13 protein-coding genes are annotated in these 15,686 nt (G+C 54.5%); 10 read left to right on the top strand and 3 right to left on the bottom strand.

From position 1 onward, the window contains the following. Positions 1-328: 328 nt before the first annotated feature. The 4 genes from xylF (at position 329) to xylR (ending at position 5,306) form a co-directional block, all read left to right on the top strand. Positions 329-1,321 (top strand): D-xylose ABC transporter substrate-binding protein, encoded by a 993-nt coding sequence (gene xylF / locus L370_RS14270; protein ID WP_023334073.1) that lies wholly within the window; start codon positions 329-331, stop codon positions 1,319-1,321. Positions 1,322-1,393: 72 nt separating this feature from the next. Further along, positions 1,394-2,935 (top strand): xylose ABC transporter ATP-binding protein, encoded by a 1,542-nt coding sequence (locus L370_RS14275; protein WP_023334072.1) that lies wholly within the window; start codon positions 1,394-1,396, stop codon positions 2,933-2,935. After that, positions 2,913-4,094, top strand: coding sequence for a xylose ABC transporter permease XylH (gene xylH, locus L370_RS14280; RefSeq protein ID WP_023334071.1), 1,182 nt, complete (start codon positions 2,913-2,915; stop codon positions 4,092-4,094). Before L370_RS14275 ends, xylH begins: the two co-directional genes overlap by 23 nt. 33 nt (positions 4,095-4,127) lie before the next feature. After that, on the top strand, positions 4,128-5,306 hold the full coding sequence (xylR, locus tag L370_RS14285) for a D-xylose utilization transcriptional activator XylR (RefSeq protein ID WP_023334070.1): 1,179 nt from the start codon (positions 4,128-4,130) through the stop codon (positions 5,304-5,306). A gap of 39 nt (positions 5,307-5,345) precedes the next feature. On the opposite strand, the gene L370_RS0121855 is transcribed toward xylR, so the two are convergent. Continuing rightward, a complete protein-coding gene (locus L370_RS0121855) occupies positions 5,346-6,170 on the bottom strand; it encodes a protein bax (protein WP_032666558.1) in 825 nt (274 codons plus the stop codon). 314 nt (positions 6,171-6,484) lie between these two features. Between L370_RS0121855 and L370_RS14290 the strand changes: the two genes are divergently transcribed. The 3 genes from L370_RS14290 to avtA all read left to right on the top strand — a co-directional run bounded on the left by L370_RS14290 (position 6,485) and on the right by avtA (position 11,737). Then, the gene (locus L370_RS14290; protein ID WP_023334068.1) at positions 6,485-8,515 is read left to right on the top strand and encodes an alpha-amylase; all 2,031 of its coding nucleotides are present in this window, start codon (positions 6,485-6,487) and stop codon (positions 8,513-8,515) included. A 344-nt stretch (positions 8,516-8,859) separates the two neighbouring features. Next, a protein-coding gene (locus L370_RS23375) for an IS3 family transposase (protein WP_155858014.1) occupies positions 8,860-10,211 on the top strand; the annotation gives its coding sequence in 2 pieces (ribosomal slippage) (positions 8,860-9,310 and positions 9,310-10,211; 1,353 coding nt in all). Between the two features lie 269 nt (positions 10,212-10,480). Further along, the gene (gene avtA, locus L370_RS14300) at positions 10,481-11,737 is read left to right on the top strand and encodes a valine--pyruvate transaminase (protein ID WP_023334067.1); all 1,257 of its coding nucleotides are present in this window, start codon (positions 10,481-10,483) and stop codon (positions 11,735-11,737) included. Between the two features lie 4 nt (positions 11,738-11,741). Here avtA and L370_RS14305 read toward each other — a convergent pair whose 3' ends face one another. Together L370_RS14305 and yiaJ are read right to left on the bottom strand one after the other, a co-directional pair. Beyond that, on the bottom strand, positions 11,742-12,197 hold the full coding sequence (locus L370_RS14305) for a 4Fe-4S dicluster domain-containing protein (protein ID WP_023334066.1): 456 nt from the start codon (positions 12,195-12,197) through the stop codon (positions 11,742-11,744). Positions 12,198-12,200: 3 nt separating this feature from the next. After that, positions 12,201-13,019 (bottom strand): IclR family transcriptional regulator YiaJ, encoded by an 819-nt coding sequence (yiaJ, locus tag L370_RS14310; RefSeq protein WP_021242452.1) that lies wholly within the window; start codon positions 13,017-13,019, stop codon positions 12,201-12,203. A gap of 225 nt (positions 13,020-13,244) precedes the next feature. On the opposite strand from yiaJ, the gene yiaK reads away from it, so the two are divergent. From yiaK to L370_RS14325, 3 genes are read left to right on the top strand one after another with little or no spacing between them, the layout of a single operon-like run. Beyond that, a complete protein-coding gene (gene yiaK, locus L370_RS14315) occupies positions 13,245-14,243 on the top strand; it encodes a 3-dehydro-L-gulonate 2-dehydrogenase (RefSeq protein ID WP_023334065.1) in 999 nt (332 codons plus the stop codon). 10 nt (positions 14,244-14,253) lie between these two features. Next, positions 14,254-14,721: a YhcH/YjgK/YiaL family protein gene (locus tag L370_RS14320; RefSeq protein ID WP_023334064.1), complete on the top strand. Its 468-nt coding sequence runs from the start codon at positions 14,254-14,256 to the stop codon at positions 14,719-14,721. A 26-nt stretch (positions 14,722-14,747) separates the two neighbouring features. Further along, positions 14,748-15,674, top strand: a complete 927-nt coding sequence (locus tag L370_RS14325; protein ID WP_023334063.1) for a DUF4862 family protein — start codon at positions 14,748-14,750, stop codon at positions 15,672-15,674. Positions 15,675-15,686: the final 12 nt, after the last annotated feature.

Genomic DNA, 15,686 nt, shown 5'->3' with positions numbered 1-15,686 from the left:
GAGTAATAGTGAATAGACATTTTGGGTTGCTCAATTACGTTATTTCACACTGCTATTGAGAGAATGCACAACTGTGCGCTGGCTCGCAAAATAATGCGCAGACAAACTATTTTTCGGCGCGTATTCCAGAATCAAATGTAATTAAGACGTTACGTATTTTAAAATACGATCGCGGTCATAAATTCAGAAATAAACCAAATATCATAATGAGAAGATAAAAATCTGTAATTGCCAGCCCGCCTTTCCGCGTTAAAAATTTGCTGCGTCTCAGCAGTGAATGTTTCTTTTATCTCAGCAACACATACCCCTACAAAAAGGCCTAATAATTATGAAGATAAAGAACCTGACTCTAACGCTCTGCACTACGTTCCTCCTTGCAAGCTTTGCAGGACATGCCAAAGAGGTCAAAATTGGCATGGCGATTGACGATCTGCGCCTGGAGCGCTGGCAAAAAGATCGCGATATTTTTGTTAAAAAAGCAGAATCCCTCGGCGCCAGCGTGTTTGTTCAATCAGCTAACGGCAACGAAGAAACACAAATGTCGCAGATCGAGAATATGATCAACCGTGGCGTCGATGTCCTGGTCATTATCCCCTATAACGGCCAGGTATTAAGTAACGTGGTGAAAGAAGCCAAACAGGAAGGCATAAAAGTCCTGGCCTATGACCGCATGATTAATAATGCGGACATTGATTATTATATTTCGTTCGACAATGAAAAAGTCGGGGAATTACAGGCGCAAAGCCTGATCGACAAAGTGCCTCAGGGCAATTATTTCCTGATGGGCGGCTCTCCGGTGGATAACAACGCCAAACTGTTCCGCGAAGGACAAATGAAAGTCCTTAAGCCGTACATCGACAGCGGGAAAATTAAAGTGGTTGGCGATCAGTGGGCCGACGGCTGGCTGCCAGAAAACGCGCTGAAGATTATGGAAAACGCGCTGACGGCCAACAACAACAAAATTGATGCGGTTGTGGCCTCCAATGATGCCACCGCAGGCGGTGCTATCCAGGCCCTGAGCGCCCAGGGGCTGGCCGGTAAAGTCGCCATTTCAGGACAGGATGCCGATCTGGCTGGCGTAAAACGCATTATCGCAGGCACCCAAACCATGACGGTCTACAAACCGATTACCCAGTTGGCCAATACGGCGGCAGAAATCGCCGTAGAGCTGGGCAATGGCAAACAACCTAAAGCAGACGCAACGCTGAATAACGGGCTGAAAGATGTTCCGGCTCGCCTGCTCACACCGATTGAAGTCAACAAAGAGAACATTGACGCCACCGTGGTTAAAGACGGTTTCCACAAGAAGAGCGAACTGTAATCCGGCGCGGCCCCTGCTCTGCGGGGGCGCATCACGTTGTACTGTTCTTCCCTCGGGTTATGTGGAGCGGTTATGCCTTATTTACTTGAAATGAAAAGCATCACCAAACGCTTCGGCACGGTGAAAGCCGTCGACAACGTCAGCCTCCGGTTGAACCCCGGCGAAGTGGTTTCGCTGTGCGGTGAGAACGGTTCGGGCAAGTCGACGCTGATGAAAGTGTTGTGCGGGATTTACCCCCACGGCAGCTACGAAGGCGAAATCGTCTTTGCCGGTGAAGTTATCCAGGCAACACACATCCGCGATACCGAACGCAAAGGCATCGCCATCATCCACCAGGAGCTGGCGCTGGTGAAGCATCTCACCGTGCTGGAGAACATTTTCCTCGGGGCCGAAATTTCCCGCCACGGCGTGCTGGATTACGACACCATGACGCTCCGCTGCGAAAAGCTGCTGGCGCAGGTGAGCCTCAACATTTCACCGGATACCCGCGTAGGGGATCTGGGCCTCGGGCAACAGCAGCTGGTCGAAATAGCGAAAGCGCTAAATAAACAGGTCAGGCTGCTGATTCTTGATGAACCCACGGCGTCGCTCACCGAACAGGAAACCGCGGTTCTGCTCAATATCATCCGCGATCTGCAAAACCACGGCATCGCCTGCATCTACATTTCGCACAAGCTGAACGAGGTAAAAGCCATTTCGGACACCATCTGCGTGATCCGCGACGGGCAGCACATCGGCACGCGTGAAGCCGCCGGGATGAGCGAAGATGACATCATCACCATGATGGTGGGCCGCGAGCTGACGGCACTTTACCCGAATGAACCCCACGCAACGGGCGATGAAGTGCTGCGCGTGGAAAACCTGACCGCGTGGCACCCCGTTAACCGCCACATCAAGCGCGTGAATAACGTGTCGTTTTCCCTTCACAGTGGAGAAATTCTTGGGATTGCGGGCCTCGTCGGTGCCGGGCGCACCGAAGCCGTACAGTGTCTGTTTGGCGTGTGGCCGGGGCGCTGGGAGGGCTCGATTTATATCGACGGCCAGCCGGTGAAAATCGACAACTGCCAGGAGGCAATCGCCCGCGGCATTGCCATGGTGCCGGAAGATCGTAAAAAAGACGGCATCGTGCCGGTGATGGCGGTCGGTAAAAACATTACGCTTGCGGCACTCGATCGGTTCTCCGGCGCGCTGAGCAGCCTGGACGATGCCGCCGAGCAACAGTGCATTCTTCAGTCACTTGCCCGGCTAAAGGTCAAAACCTCTTCGCCGGAGCTGGCGATTGGCCGCCTGAGCGGGGGAAACCAGCAGAAGGCGATTCTGGCGCGCTGCCTGCTTCTCAATCCACGCATTTTAATCCTTGATGAGCCCACGCGCGGGATTGATATCGGAGCCAAATACGAAATCTACAAACTGATTAATCAGCTTGTAAAGCAAGGGATTGCCGTCATCGTCATCTCGTCTGAGTTACCCGAAGTGCTCGGCCTGAGCGACCGCGTGCTGGTCATGCACGAGGGAAAACTGAAAGCCAACCTGATTAACCAGAACCTGACGCAGGAGCAGGTGATGGAAGCCGCTTTAAGGAGCGAACGTCATGTCGAAAAGCAATCCGTCTGATATCAAAGTCGCTGTTCCGACGCCCGGTGCGTTCGCGGGGCTAAAAGCGCTGAACCTGCAGGTTTTCGTGATGATCGCAGCAATCATCGTCATCATGTTGTTCTTCACGTGGATGACGGATGGCTCTTACCTGAGCGCGCGTAACGTCTCCAACCTGCTCCGCCAGACCGCCATCACCGGCATTCTGGCCGTGGGCATGGTCTTCGTGATTATCTCTGCGGAAATCGACCTGTCTGTCGGCTCGATGATGGGTCTGCTTGGCGGCGTGGCGGCGATTTTCGACGTCTGGCTTGGATGGCCGCTGCCGCTGACCGTGGCGGTCACGCTGTTGCTGGGTCTGGTTCTGGGGGCCTGGAACGGCTGGTGGGTTGCCTACCGTAAGGTGCCGTCGTTCATCGTCACCCTGGCGGGGATGCTGGCCTTCCGCGGAATTTTAATCGGTATTACTAACGGTACCACGGTCTCCCCCACCAGCGCGGCCATGTCGCAAATTGGCCAGAGTTACCTCTCAGATAGCATAGGCTTTACGATCGGTGTGGTGGGACTGCTGGCGTTTGTCGCGTGGCAGTGGCGGGGACGTATGCGCCGTCAGGCGCTGGGTCTGGCATCGCCTGCATCAACGTCCGTGGTGGGGCGCCAGGCGCTCACGGCGGTCATTGTGCTCGGCGCCATCTGGCTTTTAAACGACTATCGCGGCGTTCCGACACCCGTCCTGCTGCTGGCGCTTCTGCTGCTGGGCGGCATGTTTATGGCCACGCGCACCGCGTTTGGTCGCCGTATTTATGCCATTGGCGGCAACCTTGAAGCGGCCCGCCTCTCGGGTATCAATGTCGAGCGTACCAAGCTGGCGGTCTTCGCCATTAACGGCCTGATGGTCGCTATCGCCGGGTTGATCCTCAGCTCGCGTCTGGGTGCTGGCTCTCCCTCCGCCGGTAACATCGCCGAGCTGGATGCTATCGCCGCCTGCGTCATTGGCGGCACCAGCCTCGCAGGGGGTATCGGTAGCGTGGCGGGTGCGGTCATGGGGGCATTTATCATGGCATCGTTGGATAACGGGATGAGTATGATGGACGTCCCGACGTTTTGGCAGTATATCGTCAAGGGGGCCATTCTTTTACTGGCAGTCTGGATGGACTCGGCCACCAAGCGACGGGCCTGATAACCGTATTGTGACTTAATTGGGAAGTGAGCCATGTTTGAAAAGCGTCACCGCATTACGTTGTTATTCAATGCCAATAAAGCCTACGACCGTCAGGTGGTAGAAGGTGTTGGTGAATATTTGCAGGCGTCGCAATCTGAATGGGATATTTTTATTGAAGAAGATTTTCGCACCCGTCTGGAGAACATCAAAGACTGGCTGGGCGATGGCGTCATCGCCGACTATGACGACCCCGTCATCGAGCAGCTGCTGACCGACGTCGACGTCCCGATTGTGGGCGTCGGTGGCTCCTACCATTCACCCGAACACTATCCGCCGGTCCACTATATTGCCACCGATAACCATGCCCTGGTCGAGGCCGCCTTTCTTCATTTAAAAGAGAAAGGCGTCCATCGCTTCGCGTTTTATGGGTTACCGGCCACCAGCGGCAAGCGCTGGGCCGTTGAACGCGAACACGCGTTTTGCCAGCTGGTCGCGAAGGAAAAGTACCGCGGCGTGGTGTACCAGGGGCTGGAGACCGCGCCGGAAAACTGGCAGCACGCACAAAACCGCCTGGCGGACTGGCTGCAAACGCTGCCGCCGCAAACCGGTATTATTGCCGTGACGGACGCCCGCGCGCGGCACGTGCTGCAGGTCTGCGAACACTTACACATTCCGGTGCCCGAAAAGCTGTGCGTGATTGGCATTGATAACGAAGAACTGACCCGCTATCTGTCTCGCGTGGCGCTCTCCTCCGTTGCACAGGGCACGCGTCAGATGGGTTATCAGGCGGCGAAGCTGCTGCATCGTCTGCTGGATAAAGAATCTCTGCCCCTTCAGCGCTTGCTCGTGCCACCTGTCCGCGTCGTAGAACGTCGCTCAACTGACTATCGCTCCTTAAGCGACCCGGCCGTCATTCAGGCCATGCACTATATTCGCAACCACGCCTGCAAAGGGATTAAGGTCGATCAGGTGCTGGATTCGGTGGGCATTTCGCGTTCGAATCTGGAGAAGCGTTTTAAAGAAGAGGTGGGAGAAACCATTCATGCCGTCATCCATGCTGAAAAGCTGGAGAAAGCACGCAGCCTGCTCATTTCCACGTCGCTGTCGATCAACGAAATCTCGCAGATGTGCGGTTACCCGTCTCTGCAATATTTCTATTCGGTGTTCCGCAAAGAGTATGACACCACGCCGAAGGAGTATCGGGATCGCCACAGCGAGGTGCTGATCTAGAAAAGAAAACGCCTTCCAGTGGAAGGCGTTTTTTTGAGATTACATATGGGCGGCGATTAAGCGCTGGTTATCCTGGTACATGGCGAACAGATAGTTGTTATAGCTCTGTCCCTTTGTCGAATAACCTTTCAGCTTGTGGATCATCGTACTGGCCGTCACTTCCTGGTCCGCTTTACGCAGCTGAGCGCGTGATTTACGGAACGATGAGTAGGCCGGGTGCGTGTTCAGATTCACCACGTAGGCGCTCACTGAATCTTTCACTGATTCAAACTGCGAATAGCCTTTCACCTTGCCAGGGGCATTGTTACAACGACCTTTCACACATTTCATGCCGAAAAGGTTGTTGTTGTTACGCGCAAGCTTAGACGTCCCCCAGCCGCTTTCGGCAGCAGCCATGGTCGCAACCATGCTGCCCGGGATGATATCCACACGCTCAAGGAGAGCATTCCACGGCACACGACGCGTGTTACCGTTCCAGCTCAGCTTGTATCGCTTCGTGATATCTTTAAGACGCGCGCGCTCAGACGGCGACCAGCGGCTATCGTACTGTTTGGAAATCAGCCAGTTACGATCCGCAGTAATCGCGGCATTTTGACTCGTGATGTAAGGCATTACCGTCCGGAGAAACGCTTTTTTCCTTGGTGTTCCGGAAGGGTATTTTCGCAAATCAGGAAGTGAACTACTCTTTGCACTATTGCGAGAATACTCTTGTTTACTGCTAACCTTACTACTTGTCGTCTTTATTACGTGGGCTTTCTTACTCGTTGTATCCGTGTGCGTCTTCGCAAGCACCTCACCCGAAAATGCCGTGGTGAGTAACATGAGTATCGCAGCCCCATATCGTCGAATGGGAGTCGATATCATTAGGTCTCCTGGTCGGATGTAATCATCCCAACACCTTATTTTTTTCACAAATTTGAGAGCGGAATCTCAAATCATATCAAAAATAGACTTCAAGAGCACGTATAGAAATAGTCCAATTCCGAAACTATGTCACCTGAAACTTGCTCATAAAACCATCATTCCATGAAAATTGTGTGCGCTATCGCATATAACTCCCTAATTTTGCGCGAGATCACTCATCCTCACGCATCCTCCTGGCAGAAAGCGACGGGGGATGAGTTTTTGCTCTCCGCCTGATGGCACACTGGTCAAAAATGCCGCAACAGGAAAAAGGAATGAAACGTACCGCATTGGCCTTTCTGATGTTACCCGCACTGGCGCATGCCGACTGGTCATCGCCGGGGTTTAGCGCCTTTAGCGCCGAAGGCACGGGGGTCTTTACCAGCCAGGCAAAGCTTGCGAAGGGTACGCGTCCTCTGACGCTGAGTTTTGACAAGACGTGCTGGCAGCCTGCGGACGCGATAAAACTCAATGAGATGCTGTCGCTCAAGCCCTGTGACGGCACGCCGCCGCAGTGGCGCCTTTTCCGCGACGGTGACTACCAGATGCGGATTGATACCCGCTCCGGCACGCCCACCCTGCTGCTGACGATTCAGAGTGCCGCAGAACAGCCGGTTGCAAACGTCATCCGCCAGTGCCCGAAGTGGGACGGTAAACCGCTGACGCTGGATGTCAGCGCTACCTTCCCGGAAGGCTCCGTCGTGCGCGACTACTACAGTAAACAGACGGCGACGGTGCAGAATGGAAAAATCACTCTGCAGCCAGCCGCCAACAGTAACGGCCTGCTGCTGCTTGAGCGCGCCGAAACCGACAAACCTGCGCCGTTTAGCTGGCAAAACGCCACCGTCTATTTTGTGCTAACCGACCGTTATGTGAATGGTGACCCGGGCAACGACAACAGCTACGGTCGCCATAAGGACGGCATGCAGGAGATTGGCACCTTCCACGGCGGCGACCTCAAGGGACTCGCCGGCAAGCTCGATTATTTACAGCAGTTGGGGGTGAATGCGCTCTGGATAAGCTCCCCGCTTGAGCAGATCCACGGCTGGGTAGGCGGTGGCACCAAAGGAGATTTCCCTCACTACGCCTATCACGGCTACTACACCCAGGACTGGACCAAGCTCGACGCCAACATGGGCACCGAAGATGATTTACGCCATCTTGTCGACGAAGCGCACAAGCGCGGGATCCGCGTTTTGTTTGATATCGTTATGAACCATGTTGGCTATGCCACGCTGGCAGACATGCAGGAATTTCAGTTTGGTGCCCTGTACCTTCAGGGTGATGAGCTGAAAAAGACGCTGGGAGAACGCTGGACGGACTGGAAGCCGGGCGCGGGCCAGAGCTGGCACAGCTTTAACGACTACATCAACTTTAGCGACAAAGCCGCATGGGAAAAATGGTGGGGCAAGAAATGGATCCGCACCGATATCGGCGATTATGACAACCCTGGCTTCGATGATTTGACCATGTCTCTGGCATTTTTGCCGGATCTGAAAACGGAATCCACCGTCCTTTCCGGGTTACCCAATTTCTATCAACACAAACCTGACACCCATGCGAAAGCTATTCCGGGCTATACCCCGCGCGACTACCTGACCCACTGGCTCAGCCAGTGGGTCCGTGACTACGGCATCGACGGTTTCCGGGTGGATACGGCTAAACACGTTGAGCTTGCGGCCTGGCAACAGCTGAAAGACCAGGCAAGCCAGGCGCTGGCCGCCTGGAAAGGGGCGAACCCGGACAAAAAGCTCGATAACGCACCGTTCTGGATGACCGGGGAATCCTGGGGACACGGGGTGATGCAAAGCGATTATTACCGCCACGGTTTTGATGCGATGATCAACTTTGATTATCAGGAGCAGGCGGCAAAAGCGGTGGATTGCCTGGCCGACATGGATCTTACCTGGCAGCAGATGGCGGAGAAGCTGCAAAGCTTCAACGTCCTGAGCTATCTCTCATCACACGATACGCGTCTGTTCCGCGAAGGGGGCCAGCGCGCGGCGGAGCTGCTTCTGCTGGCGCCGGGCAGCGTACAAATCTATTACGGGGATGAATCTGAACGTCCGTTTGGGCCAACAGGCTCCGACCCGCTACAGGGCACCCGTTCGGATATGAACTGGCAGGACGTCACGGGCAAGCAGGCCCTAACCGTCACCCACTGGCAAACGCTGGGCCAGTTCCGCGCCCGCCATCCAGCGATCGGTGAAGGCAAGCAAACTACCCTGTCGCTGAAAGAGGGGTACGGCTTCGTGCGCGAGCACAAGGACGATAAGGTGATGGTGGTATGGGCAGGTAATCAATAACGGCACACTCCAGTTCCCTCTCCCTCAGGGCTGAGGGATCCCCGGTAATTTTTTAACCGGAAGCGGTGAACGTTGCTTCAGGAAAATGAATGGATTACAGCGATGCCCTGGTCCGGCTGTAAATCGCCGAAGTGTTTCCGTAAGGCCGGGTCGAGGCGCAGGGATGCGCCGAGAGGGCGTGGCCTGCAGGGATGCAGGCTCATGCCCGACCCGATAGCCTGAAGGAATAAGCTGAGGGAACCGCGAAGCGGCGATTTACCGCCGGGAGCCCGGATTGCCAGGGTGGTGGCGATTGCACTGAACCCCTAAACCTGGACACCAGATCATAGAATCTGGAGGTTCAGATGAGGTATCCCTTTCACATCCGTCTTGCGGCTGTTCAGCATTACATGACTGGCCAGTCGAGTATCAAAGAAACAGCCCGCCTGTTTTCTGTTGGTCGAACACCTCTCACCCGATGGATACGGACTTACAGGCGCCAGGGTAAGGCTGGGCTGGAGGATCGTCCTGCACGAACCTATACTTCTGCTTTCAGGCTCCGCGTAATCCGTTATGTGGCTGAACACGGATGCAGCTATGCGGAAGCTTCAGCGCGCTTTGCCATTCCAAATGAGTCGCTCATTCTTGACTGGACAAGACGTTACCGGAAAGGCGGCGCACAGGCGCTTAATACAGCCAAATCCGGGCCCGCTATGTCACAGAAAAAGTTTATACCTGACTCCAGACCGCTCAGTGAGATGACTCCCTCAGAACTTCTGAGAGAGCTGGAATACCTGCGGGCGGAAAACGCATATCTAAAAAAGCTCAAAGCCCTGAGGGAAGAAAAGGCTCTCAGGGAACAGCAGAAAAAACGCGAGTAATACAGGGTCTGCTCGCAGACCACCGGCTTGTTTACCTGCTCTGTGCCGCAGGGCTGGCACGCAGCACGTATTATTACCAGATATCCAGACCCGCAAATGAGCCGGTTCGGTATGCGGCGGCTGTCAGTGCTATGTTCACGATCAGCCAGAGAAATGCCCAACGTTATGGCTATCGAAGAATGACGGCGGCACTGCGTAATGAAGCCTTCACTCTGAACCATAAAACGGTTCGTATATTGATGAAAAAGCATGATCTGACATGCCGGTTGCGCCGAAGAAAATACCGCTCCTGTATGGCCGGCGGCGGCCCGGCTTCCGATAATATTCTTGCCCGTAACTTCAGAGCCGAATGCAGTGGGATAAAGTGGTGCACAGACGTGACAGAGTTCCGTGCCGGTGGTCAAAAACTGTTCCTGTCAGCCCTTCAGGATCTGTTCAATAATGAAATTGTGGCCTGGCAAACATCAACCAGTCAGTCACAACCTCTGGTCTGCAGGATGCTAAAAAAAGCGCTTAAAGCATGCAGAAACAAAGAAGGCGCGATGTTGCACAGTGATCAAGGCTGGGCTTACAGAACGCCTGTATGGCGCAGAATGCTGGCTGACGCAGGCATCACACAAAGTATGTCGCGTAAGGGTAACTGTCTGGATAATGCAGTAATGGAAAACTTCTTCAGTCATCTGAAGGTAGAGATGTATTACAGGAAAAAGTACAGTTCAGTGGAAGAGCTTGAAAGCGATATTGGCAGGTATATTCGCTATTACAACACCGAACGAATCAGTTTAAAAATGGGCGGGATGAGTCCGGTTGAATACCGAACTCTGACAGAACAATAAAGAAAGCAAGGTGTCCAGGTTTAGGGGTTCAGTGCAGATTGAGCCACCCTGGCACGTTCACCGGTCATGTCGTTACAGAGTAGCAAGGAACATGAAGTGAACGGAATGACCACCAGAGCCGTATGTTCCCCCTCACCCGAACTATTCACTACAAAAATCAAACTCCGCCATATAAAACAACAAATCCGACCACATCACCCGATTTGCACCAGCACGGTGCTAGCGTTATGGTTACCCACTTTCAAAATAAGCTCGACAGATCACCTGCTATGACGTTTTCACTTTTCGGCGACAAATTTACCCGCCATTCAGGCATTACTCGCCTGATGGAGGACCTCAACGACGGGCTGCGCACACCGGGCGCAATCATGCTCGGCGGCGGAAACCCGGCTCAAATCCCGGAGATGACGACCTATTTCCAGACGCTGCTCGCTCAGATGCTGGAAAGCGGCAAAGCAACCGATGCGCTTTGCAATTACGACGGCCCGCAGGGTAAAACCGAGCTGCTGGCACTCCTCGCCGAAATGCTGCGTGACGAGCTGGGTTGGGATATCGAACCACAGAATATTGCACTGACAAACGGCAGCCAGAGCGCGTTTTTCTACTTGTTTAACCTGTTCGCAGGGCGTCGCGCCGACGGCACCACCAAAAAAGTGCTGTTCCCGCTGGCACCGGAGTATATCGGCTACGCTGATTCCGGCCTGGAAGAGGATCTGTTCGTCTCCGCGCGCCCGAACATTGAGCTGCTGCCGGAAGGCCAGTTCAAATATCACGTCGATTTTGAACACCTGCATATTGGTGAAGAGACGGGCATGATCTGCGTATCGCGTCCGACGAACCCAACGGGCAACGTGATCACCGACGACGAACTGATGAAGCTGGATGCGCTCGCGAATCAGCACGGCATTCCGCTGGTGATCGATAACGCCTACGGCGTGCCGTTCCCGGGCATTATCTTCAGCGAAGCACGTCCGCTGTGGAACCCAAACATCGTCCTGTGCATGAGCCTCTCTAAGCTCGGTCTGCCCGGCAGCCGCTGCGGCATCATCATCGCTAACGAGAAAATCATCACCGCCATTACCAATATGAACGGCATTATCAGCCTTTCACCGGGCGGCATTGGCCCGGCAATGATGTGCGAAATGATTAAGCGCAACGACCTGCTGCGTCTTTCCAATGACGTGATCAAGCCTTTCTATTACCAGCGCGTTCAGGAGACGATTGCGACAATTCGCCGCTATTTACCGGAAGAACGCTGCCTGATCCACAAGCCTGAAGGGGCGATTTTCCTGTGGCTGTGGTTTAAGGATTTGCCTATCACCACCGAGCTGCTCTACCAGCGCCTGAAAAAGCGCGGCGTGCTGATGGTCCCGGGCGATTATTTCTTCCCGGGGCTCGATAAGCCGTGGCCGCATACGCACCAGTGCATGCGCATGAACTACGTGCCCGATCCGGAAAAAATCGAAGCGGGTGTGAAAATTCTCGCAGAAGAGATTGAGAACGCCTGGCGCGAAGACGGCCAGTAAGTTCTTACGCCAGATTATGCAGCCGTTCGGTGCGTAATCTGGCGGGATCAACACAGCGCAGCGCGTGGGTTGGACAGGCCTCCACGCAGGCCGGTCCGCCTTCGCGATGCACACATAAATCACATTTCACCGCCTGCGCCCTATTTCCCTCCAGACGAACCTGCATCGCCCCAAACGGACACGCCACCACACAGCTTTTGCACCCAATGCAGCGCGTCTGCTCAACGATCCAGGCTCCCGCCGTACGGCTGATGGCACGGGTTGGGCATACATTTGCACAGGGCGCATCCTCGCACTGATGGCAACCCACTGCCGTAGTGTAGGCATCCCCCTTAACGACCCGAATGCGGGGCGTAAAGGCATGAGCGGAGACAGCGCTCTGATGCGACACCGCGCAGGCCACTTCGCAGGTGCGGCACCCAATGCATTTTTCCGCATCCGCCATGATAAATCGGTTCATCTGTTACGCCTCGCGCACGTTAAAACCCAGCTCTTTTGAGATAGCCTCTGCCGTTTCGCGCAGCGGTTTGAGCAAGTTCTTCTCACCCACCTGCTTCATGCGCGACGTCGACAGCGAGATAGAGATCGCATACGGGACGCGGCCATGGATATCAAAGACCGGCACGGCAATGCAGGAAACGCCCAGCTCGTTCTCTTCTTTGTCCATCGCCATGCTGCGGTCGCGAATTTCCGCCAGCTCATCATACATGGCGCTCAGCTCAGTGATGGTGTTGCGCGTCAAAGGTTGGATCTGTTCCTGATGGCTTTCCCAGTAGCTCGCCACGTAATCCTGATGACCAAACGCCATGTAGATTTTGCCCATTGCGGAGCAGTAGAGCGGCATATGCTGGCCGATATAGGCACGCGTGCGCAGCATACCGGTTGTCGGTTCGAGCTTATAAATCAGGATGGCGTGGTCGTCCTCACGGCTGGAGAAGTTCACCGTTTCGCCGGTGGCAATGTTCAGCGCCTCAAGGTGCGGAGCGGCCACGTGAATAATATTCAGCGACGACAGGGCCTTTTGCCCGACGGCGATAAATTTGGTGGTCAGGCGATAGCTGCCCGCCGCGGGTGCAGGGGTCACGTACCCGCACGACTGTAGCCCCTGCAGCAAGCGGTGCACCGTGCTCTTATTCAGCCCCGCCAGTTCCGATAAATGCGCAAGCGGACACCCGTTCGGATAGTTGCTGAGGATCTCAATCAGCATCAGGCCGCGAAACAAGCTCTGGCTGCCTGCTGGCCTCTCTTTTTCTTGCGTCATTTCGCTCTCTTTCATGCTCATTAAATGGCTCCTTTTTATCGCGTCCTGATGGTAGCGCAAAGTGTGGTTCAGTTCACGATCTCAACAGAAAAAACACAACCATTTGATTTTAATAGATTTTGAAAAACATGAATATCGTTGATCTGACAAAATTTGATCGCTATATTTGAAATCAGATTTCGCATAGTGAAATTTAACGATAAAAAAGCACTCGCACTTGCCCCTTAAAAGAACAGGAGAACAGGGATGAAAGTGACCTTTGAAGAGTTGAAAGCGGCGTTCAATCGGGTCCTGCTCGATCGCGGCGTGAAAGCGGAAACCGCAGACGCCTGCGCCGAGATGTTCGCCCGCACAACGGAGTCCGGCGTCTATTCGCACGGCGTTAACCGTTTTCCGCGTTTCATTCAGCAGCTTGATGCTGGCGACATCCTTCCCGACGCTCAGCCAAAACGGGTGACGACATTAGGCGCCATCGAACAATGGGACGCCCAGCGCTCCATTGGCAACCTGACGGCGAAAAAAATGATGGATCGCGCCACCGAGCTGGCGTCCGACCACGGTATTGGTCTGGTGGCACTGCGTAACGCGAACCACTGGATGCGCGGCGGCAGCTACGGCTGGCAGGCGGCAGAGAAGGGCTACATCGGCATATGCTGGACTAACTCCATTGCCGTGATGCCCGCGTGGGGATCAAAAGAGTGCTGTATCGGCACTAACCCGCTGATCGTGGCTATTCCCTCTAACCCGATCACCATGGTCGACATGTCGATGTCGATGTTCTCCTACGGCATGCTGGAAGTGAATCGCCTGGCCGGGCGCGAGCTGCCGGTCGATGGCGGCTTTGACGACGAGGGCAATCTCACCCGAGAGCCAGGCGTGATTGAGAAAAACCGCCGTATTCTGCCGATGGGCTACTGGAAAGGGTCCGGCTTATCCATCGTGCTCGATATGATCGCCACCCTGCTCTCTGACGGCGCATCCGTTGCGGAAGTAACCCAGGACAACAGCGACGAGTATGGCGTGTCGCAGATCTTTATCGCCATCGAGGTTGATCGCCTGATTGACGGCCCAACCCGAGATGCCAAGCTGCAGCGCATCATGGACTTCGTTACCACCGCCGAACGTGCTGATGAAAATGTCGCCGTCCGCCTTCCGGGCCATGAATTCACGCGCCTGCTGGAAGAGAACCGCCGCGACGGAATCACCATCGACGACAGCGTGTGGGCGAAAATCCAGTCTCTGTAAGGAGTGGACCATGATATTCGGACATATTTCCCAGCCCAATCCGTGTCGTCTGCCGCTGGCGATTGAAAAAGCACTTCATTTTTTGCGCACTACGGATTTCACCACCCTGGCGCCAGGCGTGGTGGAAATTGAAGGTCGCACTATTTTTGCCCAGGTTCTCGACCTGACGACAAAGGAACCGCACGAGAACCGCCCGGAAGTGCACCGCCGCTATCTGGATATTCAGTTTCTGGCATGGGGTGAAGAGAAAATCGGTATCGCTATTGATACCGGTAATAACGAAATAAGCGAATCATTACTGGAACAGCGAGATATTATTTTTTATCACGACAGTGAAAATGAATCGTTTATCGAAATGATACCCGGCAGCTATGCCCTATTTTTCCCGCAGGATGTGCATCGTCCTGCCTGTATTAAAAACAAGGGATCCGCAATTCGTAAAATTGTGGTGAAAGTGGCAATCAGCGAATTAGATTAATTTTCTGATAAATACAGGAACGCGAAATGACCAACACCGGTTTTATTATTGGTGCGTACCCCTGCGCACCCTCGTTTCACCAGAAAGGGGAACAAGAAGAACAAACCTTCTGGCAGGAACTTTCCGACACGCCGCATATCCGCGGGCTGGAGCAGCCTTGCCTTGAAAATCTGCATCCTCTTGGCGACGAATGGCTGTTCCGCCATACGCCGGGTGAATGGCAAATTGTGGTCACGGCTGTGATGGAAACCATGCGCCGCCGCGGCAGCAACGGCGCGTTTGGCCTGGCGTCAGCCGACGAAACGCAGCGTAAAGCCTGCGTAGACTTTTACCGGCATCTGCACCAGAAAGTTAACGCCGTGAACGCCCGTTATCCGGGCAAAGTGATAGCCCTGGAAATGCAGGCAGCCCCGCAGGCGGGCAATGCTTCCGTCGACCAGGCCACCGAAGCGTTTTCCCGCTCGATTCGAGAAATCGTGGGCTGGGACTGGGGCTGCGATCTGGTGCTGGAACACTGCGATGCCATGAACGGCCCGGCACCGCGCAAGGGTTTCCTGCCCTTAGAGCAGGTGCTGGAGGTGGTGAAAGAGACGGATATCAGCGTCTGCATCAACTGGGCGCGTTCGGCCATCGAAGGCCGTAGCACGACCCTTCCGCTTGACCATGTTCAGGCCGCGCTCAACGCCGGGAAACTGGGTGCACTGATGTTTTCGGGCACGACCACCCAAGGGGAGTACGGAGAATGGCAGGATCTGCACGCGCCGTTTTCTTCATTCTGCGCCGACAGTTTGATGTCAACTGAACATGCAAAATCACTCTTTACTGCGGCGAGCGCCGCAACGTTGAAATTCTCCGGTATTAAATTACTGGAAATAAATGCTAATGCTGACGTCAGCCATCGCATCGCCATTTTGCGCGACGGTATTAGTGCTATGAATAAAGCGAAACAATAAAAACAAAAGACA

This window comes from Enterobacter sp. MGH 24 (assembly GCF_000493015.1).
Classification (GTDB): Bacteria; Pseudomonadota; Gammaproteobacteria; order Enterobacterales; family Enterobacteriaceae; genus Enterobacter.
This window is presented reverse-complemented; position numbering and strand designations above follow the sequence as displayed.

What these genes read in the sequence shown, in the direction of transcription:
- yiaJ (WP_021242452.1), bottom strand. Translation starts at nt 13,019, where the DNA reads ATGAGCATGAAAGAGAGCGAAATGACGCAAGAAAAAGAGAGGCCAGCA.
- L370_RS14290 (WP_023334068.1), top strand. Translation starts at nt 6,485, where the DNA reads ATGAAACGTACCGCATTGGCCTTTCTGATGTTACCCGCACTGGCGCAT.
- L370_RS14305 (WP_023334066.1), bottom strand. Translation starts at nt 12,197, where the DNA reads ATGAACCGATTTATCATGGCGGATGCGGAAAAATGCATTGGGTGCCGC.
- L370_RS14320 (WP_023334064.1), top strand. Translation starts at nt 14,254, where the DNA reads ATGATATTCGGACATATTTCCCAGCCCAATCCGTGTCGTCTGCCGCTG.
- L370_RS14325 (WP_023334063.1), top strand. Translation starts at nt 14,748, where the DNA reads ATGACCAACACCGGTTTTATTATTGGTGCGTACCCCTGCGCACCCTCG.
- L370_RS0121855 (WP_032666558.1), bottom strand. Translation starts at nt 6,170, where the DNA reads ATGATATCGACTCCCATTCGACGATATGGGGCTGCGATACTCATGTTA.
- avtA (WP_023334067.1), top strand. Translation starts at nt 10,481, where the DNA reads ATGACGTTTTCACTTTTCGGCGACAAATTTACCCGCCATTCAGGCATT.
- L370_RS14275 (WP_023334072.1), top strand. Translation starts at nt 1,394, where the DNA reads ATGCCTTATTTACTTGAAATGAAAAGCATCACCAAACGCTTCGGCACG.
- xylF (WP_023334073.1), top strand. Translation starts at nt 329, where the DNA reads ATGAAGATAAAGAACCTGACTCTAACGCTCTGCACTACGTTCCTCCTT.
- xylR (WP_023334070.1), top strand. Translation starts at nt 4,128, where the DNA reads ATGTTTGAAAAGCGTCACCGCATTACGTTGTTATTCAATGCCAATAAA.
- yiaK (WP_023334065.1), top strand. Translation starts at nt 13,245, where the DNA reads ATGAAAGTGACCTTTGAAGAGTTGAAAGCGGCGTTCAATCGGGTCCTG.
- xylH (WP_023334071.1), top strand. Translation starts at nt 2,913, where the DNA reads ATGTCGAAAAGCAATCCGTCTGATATCAAAGTCGCTGTTCCGACGCCC.